16 protein-coding genes are annotated in these 25,118 nt (G+C 42.3%); 9 read left to right on the top strand and 7 right to left on the bottom strand.

Translation table 11 applies throughout. The features are described from left to right. The first annotated feature begins 963 nt into the window (after positions 1-963). From AB4138_RS14080 to AB4138_RS14090, 3 genes are all read left to right on the top strand, one after another. Positions 964-2,835, top strand: coding sequence for a methyl-accepting chemotaxis protein (locus AB4138_RS14080; protein WP_372073794.1), 1,872 nt, complete (start codon positions 964-966; stop codon positions 2,833-2,835). A 238-nt stretch (positions 2,836-3,073) separates the two neighbouring features. Further along, positions 3,074-4,825: a polysaccharide lyase family 7 protein gene (locus AB4138_RS14085; protein ID WP_372073771.1), complete on the top strand. Its 1,752-nt coding sequence runs from the start codon at positions 3,074-3,076 to the stop codon at positions 4,823-4,825. A 414-nt stretch (positions 4,826-5,239) separates the two neighbouring features. Beyond that, positions 5,240-6,808 (top strand): polysaccharide lyase family 7 protein, encoded by a 1,569-nt coding sequence (locus tag AB4138_RS14090; RefSeq protein WP_372306462.1) that lies wholly within the window; start codon positions 5,240-5,242, stop codon positions 6,806-6,808. Between the two features lie 587 nt (positions 6,809-7,395). On the opposite strand, the gene AB4138_RS14095 is transcribed toward AB4138_RS14090, so the two are convergent. Next, positions 7,396-9,327, bottom strand: coding sequence for a LamG domain-containing protein (locus AB4138_RS14095; RefSeq protein WP_372306465.1), 1,932 nt, complete (start codon positions 9,325-9,327; stop codon positions 7,396-7,398). 137 nt (positions 9,328-9,464) lie between these two features. Next, positions 9,465-10,325, bottom strand: a complete 861-nt coding sequence (locus AB4138_RS14100; RefSeq protein ID WP_372073777.1) for an oligogalacturonate-specific porin KdgM family protein — start codon at positions 10,323-10,325, stop codon at positions 9,465-9,467. A gap of 469 nt (positions 10,326-10,794) precedes the next feature. On the opposite strand from AB4138_RS14100, the gene AB4138_RS14105 reads away from it, so the two are divergent. Continuing rightward, positions 10,795-11,685 carry a polysaccharide lyase family 7 protein gene (locus tag AB4138_RS14105; RefSeq protein ID WP_372158983.1) on the top strand — a complete coding sequence of 297 codons (891 nt, stop codon included), beginning with the start codon at positions 10,795-10,797 and terminating at the stop codon, positions 11,683-11,685. Positions 11,686-11,750: 65 nt separating this feature from the next. Then, positions 11,751-12,788, top strand: a complete 1,038-nt coding sequence (locus AB4138_RS14110) for a polysaccharide lyase family 7 protein (protein WP_372158984.1) — start codon at positions 11,751-11,753, stop codon at positions 12,786-12,788. Between the two features lie 259 nt (positions 12,789-13,047). On the opposite strand, the gene AB4138_RS14115 is transcribed toward AB4138_RS14110, so the two are convergent. The 3 genes from AB4138_RS14115 to AB4138_RS14125 all read right to left on the bottom strand — a co-directional run bounded on the left by AB4138_RS14115 (position 13,048) and on the right by AB4138_RS14125 (position 16,264). Then, positions 13,048-14,415 carry an MATE family efflux transporter gene (locus AB4138_RS14115; RefSeq protein ID WP_372306469.1) on the bottom strand — a complete coding sequence of 456 codons (1,368 nt, stop codon included), beginning with the start codon at positions 14,413-14,415 and terminating at the stop codon, positions 13,048-13,050. A 148-nt stretch (positions 14,416-14,563) separates the two neighbouring features. Continuing rightward, positions 14,564-15,286: a FadR/GntR family transcriptional regulator gene (locus AB4138_RS14120; protein WP_017063624.1), complete on the bottom strand. Its 723-nt coding sequence runs from the start codon at positions 15,284-15,286 to the stop codon at positions 14,564-14,566. Positions 15,287-15,487: 201 nt separating this feature from the next. Continuing rightward, a complete protein-coding gene (locus tag AB4138_RS14125; protein ID WP_048607046.1) occupies positions 15,488-16,264 on the bottom strand; it encodes an SDR family NAD(P)-dependent oxidoreductase in 777 nt (258 codons plus the stop codon). 341 nt (positions 16,265-16,605) lie between these two features. Between AB4138_RS14125 and AB4138_RS14130 the strand changes: the two genes are divergently transcribed. The 3 genes from AB4138_RS14130 to AB4138_RS14140 all read left to right on the top strand — a co-directional run bounded on the left by AB4138_RS14130 (position 16,606) and on the right by AB4138_RS14140 (position 20,214). After that, positions 16,606-17,325, top strand: a complete 720-nt coding sequence (locus tag AB4138_RS14130) for a FadR/GntR family transcriptional regulator (RefSeq protein ID WP_017069960.1) — start codon at positions 16,606-16,608, stop codon at positions 17,323-17,325. 283 nt (positions 17,326-17,608) lie between these two features. Further along, positions 17,609-19,471, top strand: a complete 1,863-nt coding sequence (locus AB4138_RS14135; protein WP_050621193.1) for a DUF294 nucleotidyltransferase-like domain-containing protein — start codon at positions 17,609-17,611, stop codon at positions 19,469-19,471. Next, positions 19,471-20,214: a 3'-5' exonuclease gene (locus AB4138_RS14140; RefSeq protein WP_102394492.1), complete on the top strand. Its 744-nt coding sequence runs from the start codon at positions 19,471-19,473 to the stop codon at positions 20,212-20,214. The genes AB4138_RS14135 and AB4138_RS14140 overlap by 1 nt, the downstream gene beginning before the upstream one ends. 134 nt (positions 20,215-20,348) lie before the next feature. Here AB4138_RS14140 and AB4138_RS14145 read toward each other — a convergent pair whose 3' ends face one another. Together AB4138_RS14145 and AB4138_RS14150 are read right to left on the bottom strand one after the other, a co-directional pair. Continuing rightward, a complete protein-coding gene (locus AB4138_RS14145; protein WP_048616477.1) occupies positions 20,349-21,098 on the bottom strand; it encodes an oligogalacturonate-specific porin KdgM family protein in 750 nt (249 codons plus the stop codon). A 1,044-nt stretch (positions 21,099-22,142) separates the two neighbouring features. Next, on the bottom strand, positions 22,143-22,754 hold the full coding sequence (locus tag AB4138_RS14150) for a toxin-antitoxin system YwqK family antitoxin (protein ID WP_017061462.1): 612 nt from the start codon (positions 22,752-22,754) through the stop codon (positions 22,143-22,145). Positions 22,755-23,263: 509 nt separating this feature from the next. On the opposite strand from AB4138_RS14150, the gene AB4138_RS14155 reads away from it, so the two are divergent. Then, a complete protein-coding gene (locus tag AB4138_RS14155; protein ID WP_171733577.1) occupies positions 23,264-25,036 on the top strand; it encodes a sodium:solute symporter family transporter in 1,773 nt (590 codons plus the stop codon). The last annotated feature ends 82 nt before the right edge of the window (positions 25,037-25,118 follow it).

A 25,118-nucleotide genomic window follows, 5' to 3' on the forward strand; every position in this document is an offset into this window, starting at 1 on the left:
CCCTCGTTAAACTCTTCTACTTCTACTTCCTCAGCTACACCTACTCAAAACTCTGTTCAACTTTGTTACTGCCTCAATTCCTATTTTTGTTTCTATATCTATATCTATATCTATATCTATATCTATTTGTAAATTCAAAGCCTTCTAGCACCAACTCACTCACTTTTCCTCGCAAGCTTAAACCAGTGCACTTAACTGATTGTTGGCGATGGCTTAACACCGCTCGTATATCGGGTCTGAAAAGAAAGTAAAAAAAACCCACACAGCTGGTGACTGTATGGGCATGTTCGGACGAGCCGTCTGGAAAAACAAATGATCAATAGAAAGTGAAAAAACGAATAACGAGATCCCCCGACAGTTTCTACGTTAAACGAGTTCAATGACCTTAAAGCGGCTGCTTCAATTATCACTTTGAACTGAACAAAAGCATCCAGAAAGAACTTAAGTTATGATTCAAATACACCATAACTTAAGGCTTATTGTATTGCAAATAAACTTTAAGATTGAATGCCTTGAGTGAATGGTTGGTTGGTGAAAATGTGACCTAAGGCTCACTTTCCTAGTCAGGTGACCGAAAGTGATATGAATAATTTGAGTGGAGGCATTATCGGCGAAGTTGTGAGGTAATCATCTGAAAGTTGATCATTTTTAATTGGTTAATTATTCCTTTCTAATCATGTTAAAAGTTCAAACTCATAAATGATACCTATGTCACAGGGTGATTTTAACCAGTTTTGATATGTCAAGATTGCTCACAGAAAGTGCAGTAAATTAAACATACAATATTAATTAAATTGATGGTTGTGACGATGGAACGGCATGAACAAGTTTTGCTTCCCGTATCTTCGAATATCTAAAAAATGACCATTTCATTCGGATAAAAATAATAGACATAGGTTGATATGGATTATGAGTTTTATGAATTCAAAATTGTCTCTAGGGTTTAAAGGAAAATTGATTTTAATGGTGGCGATCGTCAGTTCCAGTGCCTTGGCATTTACGAACTGGTTCACGCTTAACTTGGCGACGGATCAAGTAAACCAAACGATTTATAACGAGATTGATCACTCGTTAACGATAGAAATTAATCAGATTGAAAGCACCGTCCAGCGCACCATCGATACGGTCAATTCCGTTGCACAAGAGTTCATGAAATCCCCATACCAAGTACCAAACGAAGCGCTGATGCATTTTGCCGCTAAGCTCGGTGGTATTGACAAGATTGTAGTGGGTTTTGATGATGGTCGTTCTTACACTTCTCGTCCTTCAGAGTCTTTCCCAAACGGTGTTGGAATCAAAGAAAAATACAACCCAACGACTCGTCCTTGGTATCAACAAGCGAAATTGAAATCAGGTTTATCTTTTAGTGATCTGTTTTTCACCAAGAGTACTCAAGTACCTATGATTGGTGTGACTTACACCTATCAAGATCGCGTCATCATGGCAGACATTCGATTTGATGATTTGGAAACTCAGCTCAAACAGCTAGATAGCATCTACGAAGCCAAAGGTATCATCGTGGATGAGAGAGGGATGGTAATTGCATCCACAATAGAAAACGTGCTTCCACAGAGCAATATATCTTCTGCTGACGCCTTAATGAAACTCAATGAAGCTATTGAACTACCTGACCAATTCATTGAAGGTATGATTGATGGTAATCAGCGAATCTTGATGGCTAAGAAGGTCGATATTGGCAGCCAGAAAGAGTGGTACATGATTTCTAGTATTGATCCTGAACTTGCGCTCGATCAGCTGAATGGTGTGATGTCGGATGCTCGAATGCTGATTATTGCCTGTGTGTTGGGGTCGGTCATATTGATGACTTTACTCCTGAATCGTTTCTACCGCCCAATCGTGTCATTGCGTAAGATTGTTCACGACCTTTCTCAAGGTAATGGCGACCTGACCCAAAGGCTCGCAGAGAAAGGTAATGACGACCTAGGACACATCGCCAAAGACATCAACTTGTTCATCATTGGCTTGCAAGAGATGGTTAAAGACGTGAAATTCAAGAACTCAGATCTTGATACCAAGGTATTAAGTATTCGAGAAGGCTGCAAGGAAACCAGCGATGTACTGAAAGTTCATACCGATGAAACGGTTCAGGTGGTCTCTGCGATTAATGGATTGTCCGAGGCTTCAAGTGAAGTCGAGAAGAACTCACAGTTTGCGGCAGAAGCAGCGCAAGATGCGGCCGTGTCCAGTGACGAGACTAAGCAAATTAACACTGTGACCGAAACGTACATCAGTGATCTTGAGAAGCAAGTTTGTACGACGTCGGATGATATTCGTTCTATGGCCAATGAAACACAGAGCATCCAGTCGATAGTGTCTGTGATTGGTGGTATTGCTGAGCAAACCAACTTGCTTGCGCTGAATGCATCCATTGAGGCGGCGAGAGCAGGCGAGCATGGTCGAGGTTTTGCTGTCGTGGCTGACGAAGTCCGTGCGCTAGCAAACCGAACTCAAATCAGCACCTCTGAAATCGAAGAGGCGTTATCTGGGTTGCAATCTAAATCGGATGGCTTGGTTAAATCGATCGAGTTAACGAAGAGCAATTGTGAGATGACTCGTGCTCAAGTTGTGCAAGCGGTAAACATGCTAGCGAAGCTGACGGAACAGATGAAAACCGTGAGTCACTTCAACAACGATATCTCTGCTTCTTCTGTCGAGCAAAATGCCTTGATTCATAGTATCGCTAAGAACATGCATAAGATTGAAAGCTTCGTTGAGGAACTCAATAAGCTAAGCCAAGATCAACTGACAGAGTCGGCTGAAATCAAAACACTGAATGGCAGCGTTAGCGAGCTAATGAGTAGCTTTAAAGTCTAACGTTTCTATTAATAAACACTAAAAATCAATGTTTTAATTGTGGCTTTTAGCCTGAGAGCCACTCCAAACCTGTCGAGTTTAGAGTGGACTTTCTGCGTTGTTTTTGTCTCTAAATCCTCGGTAGCGCCACCTCATATCACCTCATTTGTCGCATCTCACATTATGATAAATAGATAATTGACATAAAATAGTACAAATATATCTTATCACTCTACTCTTATGGATAAGTGAGATAAATGTGAATAAGCCAACCCTCATCGTCGCTCTCGCTTCACTCACCTATGGCTGCGGTGGAAGCAGTTCAAATAGCTCAAGTGATAGCGATGACCCTTCTGATAACACCAGTCCAGGAACGTCTTATGGCGTTGTTGCGCCTTATGATATTGCTAAGTATCAAAACATCCTCTCCAGTTCTGACCTTCAGGTATCGGATCCTAACGGCACAGAGGGCAACAAAACCTCTGAAGTGAAAGATGGCGATTTCGATGGTTACATCAGTAATTACTTTTACGCAGATGAAGAGACGGAAAACCTAATTTTTAAAATGGCGAACTATAAGATGCGTTCTGAGGTTCGTGAGGGAGAAAACTTCGATATCAATGAAACGGGTGTAAGACGAAGCTTGTATGCGGAAATAAGCTTACCTGATATCGAGCATGCAATGGCGAGTTCACCTGCCGACCATGATGAAGTGACGTTGCTGCAGATACACAATAAGGGGACTGATGAGAGTGGTACGGGTTATATCCCTCATCCGCTATTGCGTGTGGTTTGGGAGCAAGAACGAGATGGCCTCACAGGTCACTACTGGGCAGTCATGAAAAACAATGCCATTGATTGTAGCAGCGCTGCTGACTCTTCGGATTGTTATGCCACGTCATACAATCGCTACGATTTAGGTGAGGCGGAATTGGACAGTTTTACCAAATTTGATCTTTCTGTTTATGAGAACACACTGTCGCTCAAAGTGAATGATGAAGTAAAAGTGAATCAAGACATCGCTTACTGGCAGCATTTATTGAGCTACTTCAAAGCGGGTATCTATAACCAATTTGAGAATGGTGAAGCGATTGCTTACTATCAGGCGTTGAGATACACCACGACTCAAATCGATGGATCAAACGATTGGGACATTAATGATTGGAAGCTGACTATTCCACCGAGTAAGAATGATTGGTATGGAAGCGGTGGTGACAGTGCTGCTGAGTTAGAACCAGAACGTTGTGAATCGAGTAAAGATCTTCTTTCAAATGACAGCGATGTGTACGACAGTGATATTGATCTTTCTTACTTCAATACTGATGAAGGAAGAATGCACTTTAGAGCGGATATGGGATACGGCACCTCTACCCAAAACTCTAGCTATATTCGCTCTGAGCTCAGGGAGTTGTATCAAAGCAGTGTTCAACCGGATTGTAGCACCAGCGATGAAGATACAAGTTGGTATTTGGACGACACTAGAACGAACGCTACCAGTCACGAGTTAACCGCAAGCTTGCGAATTGAAGATTACCCGAACATCAACAATCAAGATCCAAAAGTGGTACTTGGACAAATCCATGGTTGGAAGATCAATCAAGCATTGGTGAAACTGTTATGGGAAGGCGAGAGTAAGCCAGTAAGAGTGATACTGAACTCTGATTTTGAGCGCAACAACCAAGACTGTGATCATTGTGACCCGTTCAGTGTCGAGTTAGGGACTTATTCGGCAAGTGAAGAGTGGCGATATACGATTCGAGCCAATCCAGAAGGTATCTACTTGGCGACTCATGATTTAGATGGAACCAACACCGTTTCTCATTTAATCCCTTGGGGACAAGATTATACAGACAAAGATGGCGACACTGTGTTGTTAACCTCCGATTGGACATCGACAGATATTGCTTTCTATTTCAAAGCGGGCATTTACCCTCAATTTAAACCTGATAGCGGCTATGCTGGTGAGGTGTTCGATGTCAGCTTTAGTTCTCTTAGAGCGGCACACTATTGATTGAGTCGAGATTTAAGCCGTTCCTACATTAAATTAAAAGATCACATTAATGTGGTCTTTTCGGTTTTTAGGGAGAGATAAATCGGCGTTTTCTGATTGCTGGGAACTCGTCTTATTGAGTTTATAGCTCGCACATTCAGTGGAGGAGAGCCGTAGATGACGAGCTTATTTTGTATTCTAAATTTCTATATATTGTCTTTTATCAATAGGAAGTGTGATCCAGTTAAAGCATAGAAAAATCGGAAAGTGTTCCCAGTCTCATTTATTCAATGAAATATTTTATTTGTATTATAAGATTACGTAATATTTTCATGTTATCGCAAATACTGAGAGGGGAACCGCCTTATAGCTCGTGTTTGCTGATTTAGCTTTCACTTACGAACGCTGTCTTTGTATTATAATAATGGATTAAATATGAAACAAATTACTCTAAAAACCTTACTCGCTTCTTCTATTCTACTTGCGGTTGGTTGTGCGAGCACGAGCACGACGACTGCTGATTTTCCAAATAACAAAAAAACGGGTGAAGCGCTTCTAACGCCAGTTTCAGTTGCCGCTAGTAGCCATGATGGTAACGGCCCAGATCGTCTTATTGACCAAGATCTAACCACACGTTGGTCTTCAGCGGGTGACGGTGAGTGGGCAATGCTAGATTATGGTTCAGTTCAAGAATTTGACGCTGTTCAAGCATCTTTCAGTAAAGGTAATGAGCGCCAATCTAAGTTTGATATCCAAGTGAGTGTCGATGGTGAAACCTGGACGACGGTACTTGAGAACCAACTGAGTTCTGGTAAAGCTATCGGTCTTGAGCGTTTCCAATTTGAGCCTGCGGTAAAAGCACGTTACGTAAGATATGTTGGTCACGGCAACACCAAAAACGGTTGGAACAGTGTGACAGGATTAGCCGCAGTTAACTGTAGCATTAACGCATGTCCTGCTAGCCATATCATCACTTCAGACGTGGTAGCAGCAGAAGCAGTTATTATCGCTGAAATGAAAGCGGCAGAAAAAGCACGTAAAGCAGCGCGTAAAGATCTACGCTCTGGTAACTTCGGCGTAGCAGCGGTTTACCCTTGTGAGACGTCAGTTGAATGTGATACTCGCAGCGCACTACCTGTTCCGACAGGCCTACCAGCAACACCAGTTGCAGGTAATGCACCGAGCGAAAACTTCGACATGACTCATTGGTACCTGTCTCAGCCATTCGATCATGACAAAAACGGCAAGCCTGATGATGTGTCTGAGTGGAACCTTGCAAACGGTTACCAGCACCCAGAAATCTTCTACACAGCGGACGATGGCGGCCTAGTATTCAAGGCTTATGTGAAAGGTGTACGTACCTCTAAAAACACTAAGTACGCACGTACTGAGCTTCGTGAGATGATGCGTCGTGGTGACCAGTCTATCAGTACGAAAGGTGTTAACAAGAACAACTGGGTATTCTCAAGTGCACCTGAATCTGATTTAGAAGCTGCGGCAGGTATCGATGGCGTTCTAGAAGCGACATTGAAAATTGACCACGCGACAACAACGGGTAATGCGAATGAAGTAGGTCGCTTTATCATTGGTCAGATTCACGATCAAAACGATGAGCCGATTCGTTTGTACTACCGTAAATTGCCAAACCAACCAACGGGCGCAGTTTACTTTGCACACGAAAGCCAAGACGCAACAAAAGAGGATTTCTACCCTCTAGTGGGCGATATGACGGCTGAAGTGGGCGAAGATGGTATCGCGCTTGGTGAAGTGTTCAGCTACCGCATTGATGTTAAAGGCAACACGATGACGGTAACGCTAATGCGTGAAGGCAAAGACGATGTTGTACAAGTGGTTGATATGAGCAACAGCGGCTATGACGTTGGCGGCAAGTACATGTATTTCAAAGCGGGTGTTTACAACCAAAATATCAGCGGCGACCTAGACGATTACTCTCAAGCGACTTTCTACCAGCTAGACGTATCGCACGATCAATACCAAAAGTAATCGAACCGAATAGCACTTAATATTTAAGTTATCGCAATAGCCTCCAGCCTTAGGGTTTGGAGGCTTTTTTGTGTCTGTTGTTTGGGTAAGGTAAATAGCAGGCCCTTCGATAGTTCGACTCAAGAGCTGGTGGTTAGCCTTGTTGTCAATTCTATATTATGTATCGAAACTCTTCGCTCAGTCTTCAACAGCGCTTCTTATTCGCCCTATGTGACTGCATTTGTAAGCCTTGGTTCAAGCTGTTGTTACTGAGAACGATAGGCTTAGGTTGTCTTGGGTATGATTAAACCAACCACCGCATTAATACTGATATCTAATGTCTGGATTCTAAGGGCAGTTTACTAGTTGAGAATACGGCTTGTTAACAACGGAAGTTATTGAATTAACAGATGTGGTTTTAGTTACCAACAGAAACTGATTTTGACGTTCGATAACATTCTAGAAGCCTCAATAGAAATTCGCGAGGTGACTTATTAGAAGTGAAGGTGATTTTAGATAATCGGTGTTTAGGTTCTAGGCGTGTACATTGGACCGGTACAAAAAAGCCTCTAGCAAAACTAGAGGCTTTTGGCAGAACTAAATAGGCACTACTCAGCTGTAAACTGAGCTACACGCTCTTGGATTTGTTCATCAGTAAGTACTTCATTCCAAACTGCGATATTGTCAACTGAACCATCAAAGTTCTTATCACTACTAGAAGAACCACCTAAAAGAATAAACTTGTCATCTGTTGTATTTTCAACAACATCGAAATCGACACTTTTCGAGTGAACAAGAGTACCATCGATATACAAGTTAGCAGTCGAGTCTGAGTGACTGTATGTCGCCAAGATGTGGTACCAATTATCTTCAACAAGGTATACGTCTCCTTCACTAGATTTCGCTTCGGTACTTAAGCCATTATCCTCTGCATCAAGGCCTCCATACACCTTAAACTTGATTGAGTTGTCTGATGACTCTAGGTAGAGCTTAAACCCTAAGTAATCACTTGTTTCCGCGAAATCAACAAGTGAAACGTCTGAAGAGTACCCAAAACGATCTGCTTTGATTACTGTCTCTACAGAAAATGACCCTTCAATTGCTTGAGCACCAGTAGTAGTTTCAGAAGTTGCATTGTAGTACACGTAACCATAGCCACCACCTGTAGCTGAATCTTGGTCAATATGCATTGCACCTGTACCAGCTGCGCCTGCTGTCGTTGTGATTAAAGGAGATCCTGACTTACTCGTTAGATCATTTTTAGCACTGCCGCTATCTACTGCATAATCGGAGCTATCAAAAGTGTACTCATTTAACGCAACCGGAAAGTCTCCAACTGGCGGCTCTGGGTTTTCTGGATCGACAGGAGCCTCTCCAGTCAAACTAATAACCGTAGCTTCAGAAGTGCTACTGTTATACGGGTTGTTGTTTAAGTCATATCCAACGGAGTAGTCATTGAAAGTGTCTTTGAACTCTTCAACATACTCTCCAGTAGACTCATTAAGTGAGTATACTTTTAGGTTGTCGGCAATCAGTTCATATGGCGTTACGCCACTGTTTGTACCTAGACGAAGGGCAATAACTTGAACTTCACCTGAACTATTTGATGAGACCGCTCCAGTATAGGTTTCACCATTGATGGTAAAGGTATGTGACGTTGGCGTCCAAACCACCTCGACAGTTGCATCAAACGTGCTGTTTGCATCAAAGGTACCGCCAGTCGCAGTTAGTGAACCAGAAGCGTCGCGGAATTGAATAATACCGTCACCAATCGCTATGTCACCGTGATGATAAGCGTTGCTTACTTTATCGTTCTCATCATTGGTTGAATAAAGCGAAATATAAGAGTTGTTCTGACCTTCATCAACTTGAGTGCTATCTGGATTATGTTGGTAGGTTAGATCAACAGTTAACTTACCTGAAGAAATCGTTTTGCCGACCGTAGAGCTCGTGTTTAAGATCTTCAGTCTCAACTCACCAGTATCATCGGTTAATGTATCTAAAATTTGAGCGGCATTATTAACGCCTGAAGCTTCATCTGCTGTGTCTGCAGAACTCGTAACTTCAGTATTTTCGCTGTGGTCGGTACCTGAAATAGGAATGTTGCCGCCAATACTAAGCCCACCGTCAGCTGCGGAGTAATCACCATCTACGGATATTGTGCTTACTGAACCATCATTATTGAATAGCGTGAACGCAACTTGACCTGAAGTATCATCTTCAATTGTCTCTTCATAAGTGGTTTCAAATCGTTCGTATTCACCGAGTGTGGTGTCAGCTGAATTGTCAGTGTAGTAATAAAGTGTCTCACCATCTGCTGAGAAGCGATATACGTTGGGTAAATCAGTACTACTCGATGATGAATAGGCTGCTGAGAATGCTGAAGTATCAGAAAATTCCCAATAACCATTTAATAATGCTGAGGTAGGTGTTGCAGGATCGGTAGAACCATCCGTCGGAATAGGTAAACCATCACTGTTACAACCAAATAATAAACCTGTCGAAAGGGCGACAGCAGTAGCGACTTTAGAAATCTGCATAAAATATTCTCTTTATGATATTAAATCCATATGTAAATCACATAAGAAATAGATAATAAGTAGTCGTTAAATATTTTTAGGATAAAGCTAATATTTATTAGAACATCCTATTCTTTAAAATAAAGTAATTTGAATATTTAGAATGAGTAAGCAACACCAACGCGGTATTTAGCTTCACGATCTTTAGAAGACGAGCTGATATCAGATGACCAGATTTCTGCAAAAGGTTTCCATGAACCAAACTTGTAGTTTACTTTTAAACCTGCGTCCCACTCCCAATCATCACTATTATATAGAAGTACGTTATCTAGCGATTTTACATAGTTAGCTTCGTAAGAAAGGCCAAGTTTAGGTAGAGATTGAATTTTGTAAGAACCCGTTAGTGTGACTTTTGATTTCTGTGCTGACTCTAAACGCTCACCAGTCTCTGAATCTTTGTCACCAAATTGAGTGTGGTTGCGGAAATCAGCATACTCGTGACGGTAACGAATGGCAGTCGTTAATCCCATATCCGCATTATAACCAACACGGAATTGAGGTTTGTAAGTGACTTTTTTCATCTTCCAGTCACCGCCGTTGTAGTTCGGCTCATCCCAGTCCCAAGCGATCGGCATACCAACTTGTAGATACCAGTTGTTATCGACTTTGTAAGTTGCTGTATTTTCTACTTCCATACCGTAAATATACCAATTGCCGTCATAGAAGCTTCTACTGTTTGCTGACTTAACTTCACCAGAATCTGCGTCGTAGTAAGAATCGTCAGTATGAAATTTCACTTCAAGGCCAGTTGAGTGCTTCCACTTATCTGATAGTTTGAAGCTATGACCTAGTTTTACACGGTGCTGGTGGCGAGCGTCGACATGAGCTTCATCGCCGTTGGTTTTTGTATAATCAGTCGCTGCACGATACTCATAGCGGTAATCAAGTGTTGTCGCTGATGCCATTCCTGCAAATAAAGTTGTTGCCACTGCGATAGCAACCATATTCATTTTTTTCATCATTACTCTCGTATTTTTAGATTTAAGGTTAAGTAAAGGTAGGGTATTCCTAGTGAGTCACCCAATAACTCATACAATAATCTTATATGTTAAGCTTATGAAAAAGTGTGAGCTAGGCTGCAATGCGAATAAATCAAATATTGACTAGTTTATTAATTGAGGGGTGAGTCACTCATTTTTGGAATGTGACATACAATAAATGGTCTTTTTTGTTAAAATTAGCGGTTTTTTGGTCGTTAATTTAACATTTAAGTCGCTATCTATAGCAAAGCGTTATGAATATCCCATTTTTAATGCTGTGTTTAATCTCAATAATGACGCCCCTCTCAGTTTTCCAATGTTGACGAGAAAAGCAAAAAACATGTGATAAAATAATACAAATGTTTTATGGGTGGTGTGACAATAGGAAGCGCTCGGCTATCAGATAAATGACTTTTATCTTTTAATGGGCCGTGGTTTTGGGAGTGTCATGCTTAGAATTTTTGTCCAATGGATGGTCGCGGAAAAAATGAAAAACGTAATATGTTTGGCAGTAACTGCTTCAATTTCTTTGGGAGCCTATGCTTCTGACATGAAAGCTCCAGCCAACTACAGTCAGTTTCGAGATATTTTGAATATGTCAAAACTTCAGATGTCAGATCCTGATGGTAAACCTGGCAACAAGAAAGATTATGCGAGCAAAGGCAATTTTGATGGTGTTGTGTTTGAACACTTCTATGTTGATGAACCCACTCAGGCACTGGTCTTTAAAATGGCGGGTTACAAGAATCGCAGTGAGATCCGCGTTAATGACAACTTTAAGGTCGATGAGCCTAATAAGTACCATCATTTGAGTGCTGAGTTCATGCCCATTAACCCTCGCGATTCGGTAAAAAACAGCGAAAAAAAACGTGATGAAATGACGTATCTGCAAGTACATAACAAAGGGACGTACTACGACGGAAAGCCAGGTTCTCATGGCGAAGGGTATATTCCCCATCCTTTAGTTCGTGTGGTGTATGACGCCGACAGAAGTGGTAAGACAGATTGGTATTGGGCAATCATTAAAAATAATGCCGTTAATTGCAGCTCAAATAGTGGGAATAAAGGATCAACGGAATGCAAAAAGGCTTATATAAAATTGCCACTGGGTCCAATAGCTGAAAAAGGTACAGATAAGTTCGATATTTATGTCGGCAACCAAAGGTTAATTATAAACCATAACGACAGCACAGTTGTTAATCATGACATTAGTTATTGGAAAGATATGGTTAGCTATTATAAAGCGGGCGTTTATAACCAATTCAAGAATGGTGAAAGCGAAGCCCACTTCTACAATTTAGTTTATTCAATTAAAGATTCAGCTGTTATTACCAACTAGGTTTCTTACACCTAGTTAATATTAATGGGATTACAAATACTCGTTTGTTATTAAGGATAATTTGGATGTTCAAAAAAAATATGCTTGCTGTAGCTTTGCTATCAGTAGTTCCTATTGTGTCGTTTGCAAATAACGGTGTGTCTTATCCAGTTCCCGCTGATAAGTTTGATATGCGAAATTGGAAAATAACGATCCCTTCAGATATTAATGAAGATGGACGTGTTGACGAAATCGAAGGGGTGGCAATGATGAGCTACTCACACAGCGATTTCTTCCACCTTGATAAAGACGGTAATCTCGTCTTTGAAGTACAAAACCAAGCGATTACCACGAAGAACTCGAAAAACGCACGCTCTGAGTTACGCCAGATGCCACGCGGTGCTGATTTCTCAATCGATACGGCTGATAAAGGAAACCAGTGGGCACTGTCGAGTCACCCAGCGGCTAGTGAATACAGTGCTGTGGGCGGAACATTAGAAGCGACATTAAAAGTGAATCACGTCTCAGTTAACGCTAAGTTCCCAGAAAAATACCCAGCTCATTCTGTTGTGGTTGGTCAGATTCATGCTAAAAAACACAACGAGCTAATCAAAGCTGGAACCGGTTATGGGCATGGTAATGAACCACTAAAGATCTTCTATAAGAAGTTTCCTGACCAAGAAATGGGTTCAGTATTCTGGAACTATGAACGTAACCTAGAGAAAAAAGATCCTAACCGTGCCGATATCGCTTATCCAGTGTGGGGTAACACGTGGGAAAACCCTGCAGAGCCGGGTGAAGCCGGTATTGCTCTTGGTGAAGAGTTTAGCTACAAAGTGGAAGTGAAAGGCACCATGATGTACCTAACGTTTGAAACCGAGCGTCACGATACCGTTAAGTATGAAATCGACCTGAGTAAGGGCATCGATGAACTTGACTCACCAACGGGCTATGCTGAAGATGATTTTTACTACAAAGCGGGCGCATACGGCCAATGTAGCGTGAGCGATTCTCACCCTGTATGGGGGCCTGGTTGTGGCGGTACTGGCGATTTCGCTGTCGATAAAAAGAATGGCGATTACAACAGTGTGACTTTCTCTGCGCTTAAGTTGAACGGTAAATAGCACATAGCATAACCAATAGTCTAGCTAGACGCAGTCCTTAAGGAATATTTTCGAAGACCACTTAACCGAATGTTGAGTGGTCTTTTTGTTTTATATGAGTTTTAAGATGAACTTGGTATTAATGTGACCTTGGTATCAATGAGGGTGTACGTGAAGCCTACCAATGAAAGGTACAGCTAAAACAATACAACCTTGTCAAAAGACAAGGTTGCATTCAGAAAGCGTAGGAAGATTTTAGGACGACAACTCGATACGGAGTTTAGTCATACATCAACTCTTTGGCTTTGTCGGCATCAAACTCTTTAAGAGACTTTCGAGCCAAGTGACGGAATGGGAAAGCTTTCACGACTTCTTCGAATGGTTGGATGGCAAATGCCCAAAAGATAGAACCGTCTAATCCAAAGATGATCAATGCACACAATGGAATTGAAATTACCCATTGACCAGTAAAGTTGATTTTGAAGACTGCGGTCGTTTTTCCTAGGGCTCTTAATACATTCCCATGAACCGTGTTGTAGCCACGGACAATCGGCAAGAAGATGTAGAGTGGGGCGATAACGGCCAATGCTTGATAGGTAGACTCATCCAAGTTCGGGTAAATGTCACCAATGACCAGACTTAATCCTGCGAACAAGATTGCACACACAAAAGAAATGACGACCGCAATATCAATACTGGTATCGACGTTTTTGACTAGGTCATCCATCTTTTTAGAGCCAATCGCTTGGCTGATAGTAATTGCGGAAGAGTGAGCCCAAGCGGTAATAAATTGAGAGACAGCCCTGATCCAAGGCATCACCAAAGTAATCGCTACGTAAGCGTTGATGTTAAGTTGCGAATACAACAATTGATATATCGTTGCGCCAATCAAAAGCATGGTCACGTTCGCTGCTACAGGGAATATTTCGATAAAGTGACGGCGAACGTTGGTAAAGAATTCAGAGCGCTGAGCGTCTAATTTGAGTGAAATCGCTGAGCTTAAATGCACGCACAAAACCAAATACAGCAAGCGGATCGTTATTGCAATAATGCTGCCTAATGCAGCGCCTTGTACTCCAATCCCTTCAAAATTAGAAAAACCATGAATCAGCACATATGAGAGTACAGCATTGATAGGCAGTTCAATTAAGTAACCTTTGAATGGGACTTTAGTTCTGCCTAGCGCATTAAATAAAGCAATGATCACCTGCGTTAACGCGGTAAAAATAACGATGTATTTCGAGATGTCTAGATAGCGGCTGATTTCTAAGTGAAGGGAAGCGTCATCTGTTAAAGCTTGAATCAAGGGTTGTTCGAAAAAAGTAAGTAGAAGCCAAAATAGTGTTGCTACGCCAAGGTTGATAAATAACCCTGCCCAAAATGCTTTAGATAATGATGCGGTAATGCCAGAGCCCACTGCGCGGCTTAATACTAACTGAGTACCGTTTGCCAGCGCCATTTGAATTCCCAGTACAAAGGCAACGATAGTCGTCGCAATCCCCATTGCAGCTAAAGGGATTTCACCAAGAGGAGAGACAAGCAGTGTGTCGATCATCAACATCGACTGCATCAAGATACCGTTTAAGGCGAGGGGCCAGGCGAGAGAGAAATTTTTCCTTACGTACGATTGTGAAGACACAAACAACACCTTATGTGTATAACCGTAAGCTTTCTCTGAGGTGGCGGAGTAGAGCGTTTAAAGAAGAAAACACTACGGTAGTTGATGGTTAAAAAATGGGTGCTAAAACAAGACTGACTTGTGTCTTTGAAAAACAAGTCAGTTTGGTTAATCTCGGTTATGCGATGGCTAATTCAACCCTAGAGAGCTTTTGGTTCTCATCGTCTAGCAGGACTTGAGAAGCAATTCGAGCTTGCTTGGCATCGCCAGACATTATTGCGTCGTAAATCGCTTTGTGTTCTTCTAAACAGAAGCGACCGCCTTCAGCGGAGTGGTCGATAAACTGCTTGAAGATAGTCGACAGAATGTTCGCGAATGGAATGTAAAATTGATTACCTGTCGATAAGAAAATCGTTTGGTGAAACAGGTGATCGTTGGTCGTCCACTCTTCATAATCGAAGCTATTTGCTGCGATGGTCATTTTCTGGAAAAGAATCGAAAGCTCTTTGCGTTGCTCTACAGTTGCATTGGTTGCAGCGAGCGCACACGCTTCCGGGTCAATCGCTTTTCTTAAGCCTAAAAATTGAGACAAGAAGGGTTTAGTATCTTCTAAATCTTGGATCCAGTACAGCAATTGCGGGTCCAAGAAGTGCCACTGTGTTCTCGGTTTGATACGAGTGCCCACTTTTGGCTTCGACTCGATTAAACCTTTTGCCGAAAGTAGCTTAGTTGATTCTCGAAGGGCAGTTCTGCTGACTCCAAAGATTTCGCACAGCTCCATTTCGCTGGGTAACTTCTGATTTTCTTCTAACTCGCCTGACAAGATCTTGCGAGCAATTTGTCTCGCCACTTGAACATGAATTCGGCGGCTTGAATCTTCCACCAATGTAAATATTGACATTTAAACCACCTGAAATTGAAACTTTGAAAACACTAAAAGCCAGACGAATCTGGCGCTTAGTGTCAGTGTATACGTCTAATATAGTGTGAGGTTTTCCCTCATCTACTTGGGTCTGATGACCTTATTTAGTGTGACGATCTTAACGACTTTATATAACTTAACGATTCTATATAACTTAGTGAGCTTATATAAGTCAGCTAGCTAGGGCGTTATTTGTCCGCCGTTAACATCTAGGATTTGTCCTGTGATGTACCCGCTACAAGCGTGCGATGCAAAAAAAGCAAATGAAGGGGCAACTTCATCAATATTGCCAAAGCGTCCCATTGGAATGTTGTTAGCAATGGTCGCTTTCAAATCGTCGCTCTTGCCATCGTGAAATGCGGTGTCGATAGTGCCCGGTGAAACAATGTTGAAACGGATATTGTCTTGCGCGAACTCTTTCACCCAATTGCGGTGAATGTCGTGTAACCAAGCCTTAGACGCGGCATAGATGCCTGCACCAACACCACCGCCTTCGCGAGCGGCGATAGATCCTGTGCTAATCACACAAGATGTTTGCCCGGACTCAGCAGCAGAGGCGCGTAAGTGCGGGATAGAGAACTTGGTTGTCATCAGCGCAGAGCGAACATTAAGGTTCATTACGCGCTCATAAAACTCATCATCGATATTTTCTAGATTGGCGCGACCACCAAGGCCACCGGCGTTGTTAATCAACACGTCCATGCCACCAAAATGATCAGTGAACTCTTTGACTAACCTTTCGCACTCTAATGTGTCCATTAGGTTTGCAGGAAAAAAGGCAACATCGCCACCCAGTGCGGTAAGTTCAGATAGAACGTCATCGACTTTTGGGCTGAAAGCACGACTATTGATGCCGATTTTTGCGCCGTATTTTGCAAAGACACGTGCGGTAGCTAAACCCATACCAGCAGTAGAGCCAGTAATTAGAATGCGTTTGCCTTTTAAATCGTTAAACATCAGAGCCGCCTATATTGTAGATTATTCACGCCAATAAATCATACAATAACACTTGCTATATTCAAGGGTGTTTATCTAAAAACGGGTTATTACCGACATAAATAGTGAGAATAAGGGTGGTTTTGTGAGTTCACGCATACATTGAAATAGTAAATGAGAACTATTTGTATGAATTAATAGGTTGAATTGGTTTTATAAACCTAAAGATGAGCAGGTTTGTGAAATATTGCTCCAGCCTTTATTGGTAGTGACCTCACGTTATTCTGATGCTGTGTTGGTGAAGATATAAATCAGTGCTATAGTCGGGTTAAATAATACATATCTAATAAGTAAGTAGACACATGGCTGGCTCTTTCAATTCTATTTCAGGCTCTAAGCGAAGCCTTCATGTGCAAGTTGCACGTGAAATCGCTCGTGGTATTTTGTCGGGCAATTTGCCTCAAGGTTCTATTATCCCTGGTGAAATGGCTCTGTGTGAGCAATTTGGTATCAGTAGAACAGCATTAAGAGAAGCGGTTAAGCTTCTGACTTCAAAAGGTCTATTAGAATCTCGTCCTAAGATTGGTACTCGCGTTGTTAACCGCGCGTTCTGGAACTTCTTAGATCCACAATTGATCGAATGGATGGACGGTTTGGCCGATACAGACCAATTCTGTCATCAGTTTTTGGGTTTACGCCGCGCGATTGAACCAGAAGCGTGTGCTTTAGCTGCTCAGTTCGCGAGTGCAGAACAACGCATTGAGCTGTCTAGTATTTTCCAACAAATGGTAGAAATCTCTAGCGAAGAAACGCTTGATCAAGAGCGTTGGCTAGATATTGATATGAAATTCCATAGCCTGATCTTCAATGCAACAGGTAACGACTTCTACCTTCCATTTGGTAACATCTTAACGACCATGTTTGTTAACTTTATTTCTCACTCTTCTGAAGAGGGAAGTACTTGTATTAACGAACACCGCCAGATTTATGAAGCAATCATGGCAGGTAATAGTGACAAAGCACGCCACGCGTCAGCAAGTCATCTGTTAGAAACAAACCACAGATTACCAGCCGCTAGTTAATTGTTTTCACTGTTATTTTAGCTTTGATCGTTTTGCATTATCGACGAGAGGTCATTCTCGTAAAACTAGGGTAGTCAAAGTTAAAATTACGGTTGTACAGAAGCTAACTTCAGTAGCGACCTCTAAAAAGCACGTTTCATACGTGCTTTTTTTGCATCCAAATTTGATGAAAACCTGACTGGTGTCCAATATTTAATCTATTATTTGCTGTTTCGTTAAAAGCACTAGTAACCAGTATTTTAAGTTATATAATAATACTAATTAAATTATTGTGAGTGTGATTATGCCCCAGTCTCTACTGCCAAATATTCTTCAATTCATAGGTCAAATCGACCCATTCGATAAGATCCCTAAAGAAGCACTTCGCGAACTTGCGTCTAACGTGCAAATTACTTATCTCGGTAAGGGAGATGTGGTTGATTTGTGTGAGTCGGGGAAGGAAAAATCGCTCTATATCATTCGAACGGGCTCTATGGAGCAACGAAAATCGGATGGTGTGCTTCGTGCTCGTCTAGGCAGTGAAGATTTGTTCGGCTTTACGTTCTTAGATTCTGAAGTCAACGACGAAAAAGGCTATAGAGCTGTCGCAATCGAGAACACCTTGCTTTATGTGATTCCACACTCGGCACTTCAAACGCTTTTCAAAGCCTTTCCAAGTTGCGCAGAACACTTTGCTTCACAGGCGCAGGTTCGCTTGAAGTCGGCACTGGATGTGGTTTGGTCAAATAAAGAGAAAGGCCTATTCATTCGTAAAGTCGAAGAAGTGGCAAGCGGGCAGGTGGCGATTGTTAAGTCTGAGCAAACCATCCAGTCGGTTGCGGTTGAAATGCTTCATCAACGCTCACCGTGTGCCGTGATCTATGAAGGTGAAACCATTGTTGGTCTGATCACCGACCGAGATATGACTAAGCGAGTGATTGCCCACGGCGTGAGTACTGATAGCCTGATCTCAGAGGTCATGACGCACTCTCCACTTACGGTAAAACCGGATGATCTCGTATTGCATGCAGCCTCTATCATGATGCAATTTAATATCCGTAACTTGCCCGTTGTGAAAGAGAATAAGGTCGTTGGTCTTCTTACTACATCTCATTTGGTTCAAAACCACCGTGTTCAAGCGATATTCTTGATCGAGAAAATCAAATACGCAGGCAGCGTGAAAACCATGTCTTCGTTCACCTCAGAGCGACAAGCAATTTTTGAAGCGCTGGTGGAAGGTAAAGTGGCGCCTGAAACCGTCGGCAAGGTAATGACCATGATTATGGACGCCTACACCCGTCGATTGATTCAAATAGCGATTGATAAGTTAGGCCCACCACCGTGTGATTTCTCTTGGATCGTAGCCGGATCGCACGCACGTAATGAAGTGCACATGTTGTCGGACCAAGACAGCGCGATTGTTCTTGCTGACGATGCAACCGACAGTGACCGTATTTACTTCAAACACTTAGCGATGATGGTGACCAACGGCTTAGCAAGCTGTCACTACCCATTATGTCCAGGTAAATTCATGGCTGCGACGCCAAAATGGTGTCAGCCACTCAGTGTATGGAAGCACTACTACAAGAAGTGGGTGGCTAACCCAGAGTACGAACGCTTGCTTAATATCAGTGTGTTCCTAGAAATTCGTACTATCTACGGCAACAGTGAGTTCGAAGGTATTCTGCGCGATGAGCTGCATAGCAATATTCGCGGTAACCGTGAGTTTTTAAGCACGCTAGTGAAAGACGCGGTCAATACCAACCCGCCACTTGGCATCTTCAATAGCTTAGTGCTAGAGAAGTCAGGTGAGAATAAGAAAACGTTGAACGTGAAGAAGTACGCGATCAACTTGATTATCGACTTAGCGCGTATTTATGGTCTTGCTGTGGAGTGCGATTTGTCGGCGACTGACGAACGTTTCGCTGCTGCCAATGAAAAAGGCATGCTGAGCGACGATGCATTCAAGAACATTCTGGGTGCTTACCAGTTCATTCTCTCTTTCCGTTTTGGCCATCAACTTGAAGCGCTGAAGAACGGGGATGTGCCTGACAACAACATCAACCCAGATAGCTTTGGTAGCTTTGAGCGTAAACACTTGAAAGATGCCTTTAGGATCATTGCTGACCTTCAAGAAGCGGCGAAAATTCGTTTCGGAGCACGTTAATGAAGCTATGTTCAACTAATAAATGTTTAAAACGAATGCTAAACTATTTTCACCCGCTTGAACGAATTAAACGCAAGCGTAAGCAATATTTGGGTACGGTTAAGCTGCCAGAAGCGTTACATGATCTGGTAGAACAGCCTTGTCCTGAAATGACGGATTTGGCCAAAGACAGCGACTATATCGTGTTGGATCTCGAAACCACAGGCTTAGACAGCGAACAAGATCTTATCTTGTCTATGGGATGGGTCGATGTGGTGAAAGGACGAATCGATTTGGCTTCTGCCAAGCATATCTACCTGAACAATGATTCTCAGATTAACGCTGAAACTGCGGTGATTAACCACATCACACCACAGATGCTGGAAGAGGGCGCATCTATTCATGATGCGATGCTCGCTTTCTTCGAAGCAGCGAAAGGCAAGATTATCGTCGCGCACGCGTGTGTAGTCGAAGAGAAGTTCATTAGCCAATACCTTCTTCGCTGCTACGGTTTAAGAGCGATTCCTCTGCTTTGGCTTGATACCTTGTGTATTGAGAAAAGCATGGAGAAAGCGATCAGCAATCATGAAGAAGTCGATTTAACCTTGGCAGGGACTCGCGAAAGGTACGGGCTTCCTGAGTACAACAGCCACAATGCATTAGCCGATGCCGTTTCGACAGCGGAATTGTTTTTGGCTCAGCAGAAGCGAGTTGTGCCTAACGATAATGTGACCGTTGCCTTTCTCTATCGGATTAGTCACTAGGAAAAAGAGCTGCAAGTGCGCGGCTCTTATTTTACTGATTTTAAAGGAAAAAAAGCCAGCGATTAAGCTGGCTTTTGTTTAGGTCTTAGAAAATTAGGACAGTAATTATCTTAGATTATTCATGTAGCTATCGATTAGAAGCTGTAAGTTAGACCAACACGGCTACGCAGTTCACGAGTCGCTTTAGTTGATGAAGTGCTCACATCACCAAACTCTACATATGGTGCCCATTGACCCATAATATGGCGAATGCTTGCGTTCAACTCGTAGTTGGTATCGTCGTTGTCGTAGATGTCATAGCCATCCGCTTTGTAGTAGTTACCTTCTAGACCAAAGCGCCAGTTTTCCATTGAGTAGTTAACGTTTGCCGTTAGACGGTGACGACGTTGATTAGAAACGTTTTTATCAACCGTGATTGGAACACCGTCACTATCAACAATAACATCACCATTGTCATCGAATTGATACTCTGAGCTGCTAGTGTTCTGTCTCATATCGTAACGGTAACGAGCACTTAGGCTTAGACCATCAACGCTATCCACTTTGTATGTTGCACGAACTTGAGGCTTGTATGTAACGCCAGATTCACGACCTTCAATTGGCATACCGTAAGTCATTGTCCAGTTATCGTTTAGTACATGACGGTAGTTTAGACCAAGCTCCCAACCATTGTTCTTCAAATCTTCCATGAATTTACCGTCTTCTCCCTTGAATTTCGCTTCGATATCTACAAGGAAGTTGCCAATGCTATCGCCAAGTTTTACACGAGTAGCGTGTTGATCTGTATGACTCTTGTATTCGTGTCTCATATCGAAAGACGCAGCAGATACAGAGCCAGCAGCGAGTACAGATGCCACAGCAATCACGATTTTAGTTTTATTCATGGTATTAATTCCATATTTATAGGTTGAGTATTGGCCATAATTACAAGCCAAATAGAGTAGTTCTTGTCTTAAATGCATTTTGTTTTTGAAATTATTTCTTGGTTATTTCAAATTTATTTTGCATTTAAATAATACAAATATGGTAGCGATCCGAGGCGTGATGATCTGTGAACTTGATCGTGTTGTTAGGACAAAACCACTATTTACAAAGGGTTACAAAATCGAGTTGTTTCGTTAAGTTGATGTTTTTTAGTGATTTGTTTGGCTGTTGATAATGGTTTTGAAGAGTTTTGTTCATCAATAAATGTGCGCTACAGCAAAAAATTGAACCTTTAGATATCATTTTTATTTGTAATACATTATTATTTACTAACTTTCTTTAGCAACACATAACTTTGCTGTGTTGATTGCATGAACAGACGGTGTGAAGCCGAATAAGTAAGAGTGGTCTTGAAGCTAAATGGATTAAATCCACCGCTTTAAGAACATGAGACATTTACTTGAGGTGATTTAAAGCTCAATCAGAGAAGGTTTGAAATGTAGTAGGCAAGGTAGTGACATAGCCTGCTATATAAGTATGAACTTGATAGGAATGAACTGGGTTCGAATCGTTACCCGTTGTTCTCATCAGCGACAAAGAAGAAATCGTTGAAGTGCTTGCGAAAGCATTTTGATTATTGCTCCCAACTATTCTAATTATAACTTCTGCTTTCATCTAGAAAGGTAGGAGATGGTAGTCGAAGATCTACCCTTGCGCTCATGTTGATACAGGCAACATGAGCGTTTTTTTATCTGAAATTTGAGTAGAGAATAGTTTGATAAGCAAAAAGTGTAAGCCCGGCTTAAGAGCTAAGCTTTTAGGTTGATGACAGCGCGTTCAAGTGAGTCTGTTACAGCATCAAAGCCACGAACATTCACGCTTAATCACATGAATGTTCGTTTCCCTTCTCTTCTCTTCTCTCTTAGTTGCAGACGTGTAGCTGCAAACTTTAACAGCAGGCGTTTAGTTATATCAAAGAGCTCCGTGAGAGCTGTTCTTGAGGCTTAGCTTTCTGTAGGCATCCACACCTGTTTAGAGGTGACTTTGTGATCTTTAAAGGTCAGTTCTTCAACTTTGTCACCGTTAGTATTCCAGCGAGTAAGTTTTCCGTTCGCGACTTCACCTTCATCAAACTTCGCTTGGCTGGCCTTATTACCGTTCGGGTAGTAGTCCGTTACCAATCCATCTTTTTGTCCGTCGCTGTATTCAGCTGTCAAGCTTTGTTCCCCATTGGGATACCAGCGAGAGGCGGTGCCTGATAGTTCATTGTCTTTATAATTGAGTTCTGCTTTTTTCTGTCCGTTTGGATACCAGGTTTCAGCTTTGCCTTGCAGTTCACCTTTTACGTAATTCACTTTAGAAGCGACTTGGCCATTCGGATACCAGTTAGTTTCTAGCCCAAGTTCTAAGCCATCGGCAAACTGAGCTTGGGTCGCGACTTGGCCGTTATCGAACTTCTCTTCAAATTGACCAGTGAAAGGTTTTGAATGGTTTACTTGGTAAGCCACGCCTTTACGCATCTGTAAGTAGTCAACAGCATCTTCACGCGGTGTTGCTGCATAGCTCATAGAAGATACCGTACTAAGAGCAATTAAGATTGGAACGTATTTCTTCATAATGACACCTTTTTATTGGACGGGGAAAGTGTAACGGGTGTGTTAAAAGCATTTCACTTCCGTGTATCCCTGTCAGTATCTAATAGTGGTTTTCAAGTTTTCATTATTGGCTGCCTAATATAGGGAACTTTTAAAAGCAAATCATCGATCTTATTTGTACTACAAATGCATTGGTTTAATTCATTTTTATAAATTATATCTAACGATATTTTTGCTGATCTTCTTTAAGCTTTGATCGTCAAGAATAATAGTTTTTAACGATGAATCTTCGATTTTTAGAGACTTTGTTCATGTTTTTCGGGGTTTTGGTCGAAATTTAGCGCGGATAACTGCACTGACTTGAGGAATTGCGCTCCTAGGTGGTGCAACTTTGAACTCGATCACTTGTATGATTAATTGAGTGTCAGACTGTAAGATCATTGTCACGCATTTGGATTATTGTAGTACAAATATACTTGCCATTTATTTATAGTGACCTCAACAAAAAAACATAAATAAAAGGTCTAACGATGGAACTCAATACCCTGATAGTTGGCATCTACTTCCTATTCTTAATTGCGATAGGGTGGATGTTTCGAACGTTTACAAGTACGACAAGTGATTACTTCCGTGGGGGAGGTAATATGCTGTGGTGGATGGTAGGTGCAACCGCATTTATGACCCAGTTCAGTGCTTGGACATTTACTGGTGCAGCAGGTAAAGCCTTTACCGATGGCTTTGCCGTAGCGATTATCTTCATCGCGAACGCATTCGGTTACCTAATGAACTACCTTTACTTCGCTCCGAAGTTCCGTCAACTGCGTGTTGTGACGGTAATTGAAGCGATTCGTATGCGTTTTGGTAAGGTGAATGAGCAAGTATTTACTTGGTCTGGTATGCCAAACAGCGTTATCTCTGCAGGTATTTGGTTGAATGGTCTAGCAATCATCGCATCGGGTATCTTCGGCTTTGATATGACAACAACGATTATCCTAACGGGTCTGGTTGTACTGATTATGTCAGTGACGGGCGGCTCTTGGGCGGTAATCGCATCTGACTTTATGCAGATGGTTATCATCATGGCAGTAACGGTGACATGTGCAGTCGTTGCTATTTACCACGGTGGCGGTGTTACGCAGATCATTAGCGACTTCCCAACGGATTCGTTCATCACGGGTGACAACCTTAACTACATGAGCATCTTCAGCATCTGGGCTGTGTTCATCTTCTTAAAGCAGTTCAGCATTACCAACAACATGCTTAACTCTTACCGTTACCTTGCTGCAAAAGATTCAAACAACGCACGTAAAGCAGCACTGCTTGCTTGTGTACTAATGACGCTTGGTCCAATCATCTGGTTCATGCCTTCTTGGTTCATGGCTGGTCAAGGTGTTGATTTAGCAGCTGCTTACCCAGAAGCTGGCAGCAAAGCCGCTGACTTCGCTTACCTTTACTTCGTTCAAGAATACATGCCTGCAGGTATGGTTGGCCTTCTGATTGCCGCTATGTTCGCAGCAACAATGTCTTCAATGGACTCAGGTCTAAACCGTAACTCAGGTATCTTCGTTAAGAACTTCTACGAGCCGATTCTTCGTCCTAAAGCGACAGAGAAAGAGCTAATGGTTGTTTCTAAACTAACGTCTACCTTCTTCGGTATCGCGATCATCTTGGTTGCTCTGTTCATCAACTCTCTTAAAGGTCTGAGCCTTTTCGACACCATGATGTACGTGGGCGCATTGATCGGCTTCCCAATGACAATTCCAGCATTCTGTGGCTTCTTCATCCGTAAAACACCGGATTGGGCAGGTTGGGGCACGCTAGTTGTAGGTGGTGTGGTTTCTTACTTCGTTGGTTTCGTTATCACTGCGGACATGATTCAAAACTGGTTCGGTCTAAATGAACTAACTGGCCGTGAGTGGGCTGACCTGAAAGTGGCTATCGGCCTTATCGGTCACATCATATTTACTGCTGGCTTCTTTGTTCTTTCAACACTGTTCTACAAGCCTCTTGCTGAGCACCGTGAGAAAGACGTAGACAAGTTCTTCAACAACCTAGCGACGCCACTAGTTGCTGAAAGTAATGAACAGAAGAAACTGGATAACAAGCAACGTCGTATGTTGGGTTCACTTATCGCGGTAGCGGGTGTGGGCGTAATGACTATGTTCGTACTGCCAAACCCAATGTGGGGACGCATGGTATTCGTTCTGTGTGGCTTGATTGTGTTCTCTGTTGGTCTGTTACTTGTTAAAGCAGTCGATGACAAAGTCGAGCAACAAGACGAAGTGACTCCAGCCGAAGGCTAATTTAATACGCATCCTAAATAACATCACGGCCACCTGAACGGGTGGTCGTCATTTTTATAATCCAAACTTTAATGTGAGATGT

It is taken from the genome of Vibrio sp. 10N.286.52.C3 (assembly GCF_041468865.1).
In the GTDB taxonomy this organism is placed as follows: Bacteria; Pseudomonadota; Gammaproteobacteria; order Enterobacterales; family Vibrionaceae; genus Vibrio; species Vibrio crassostreae_C.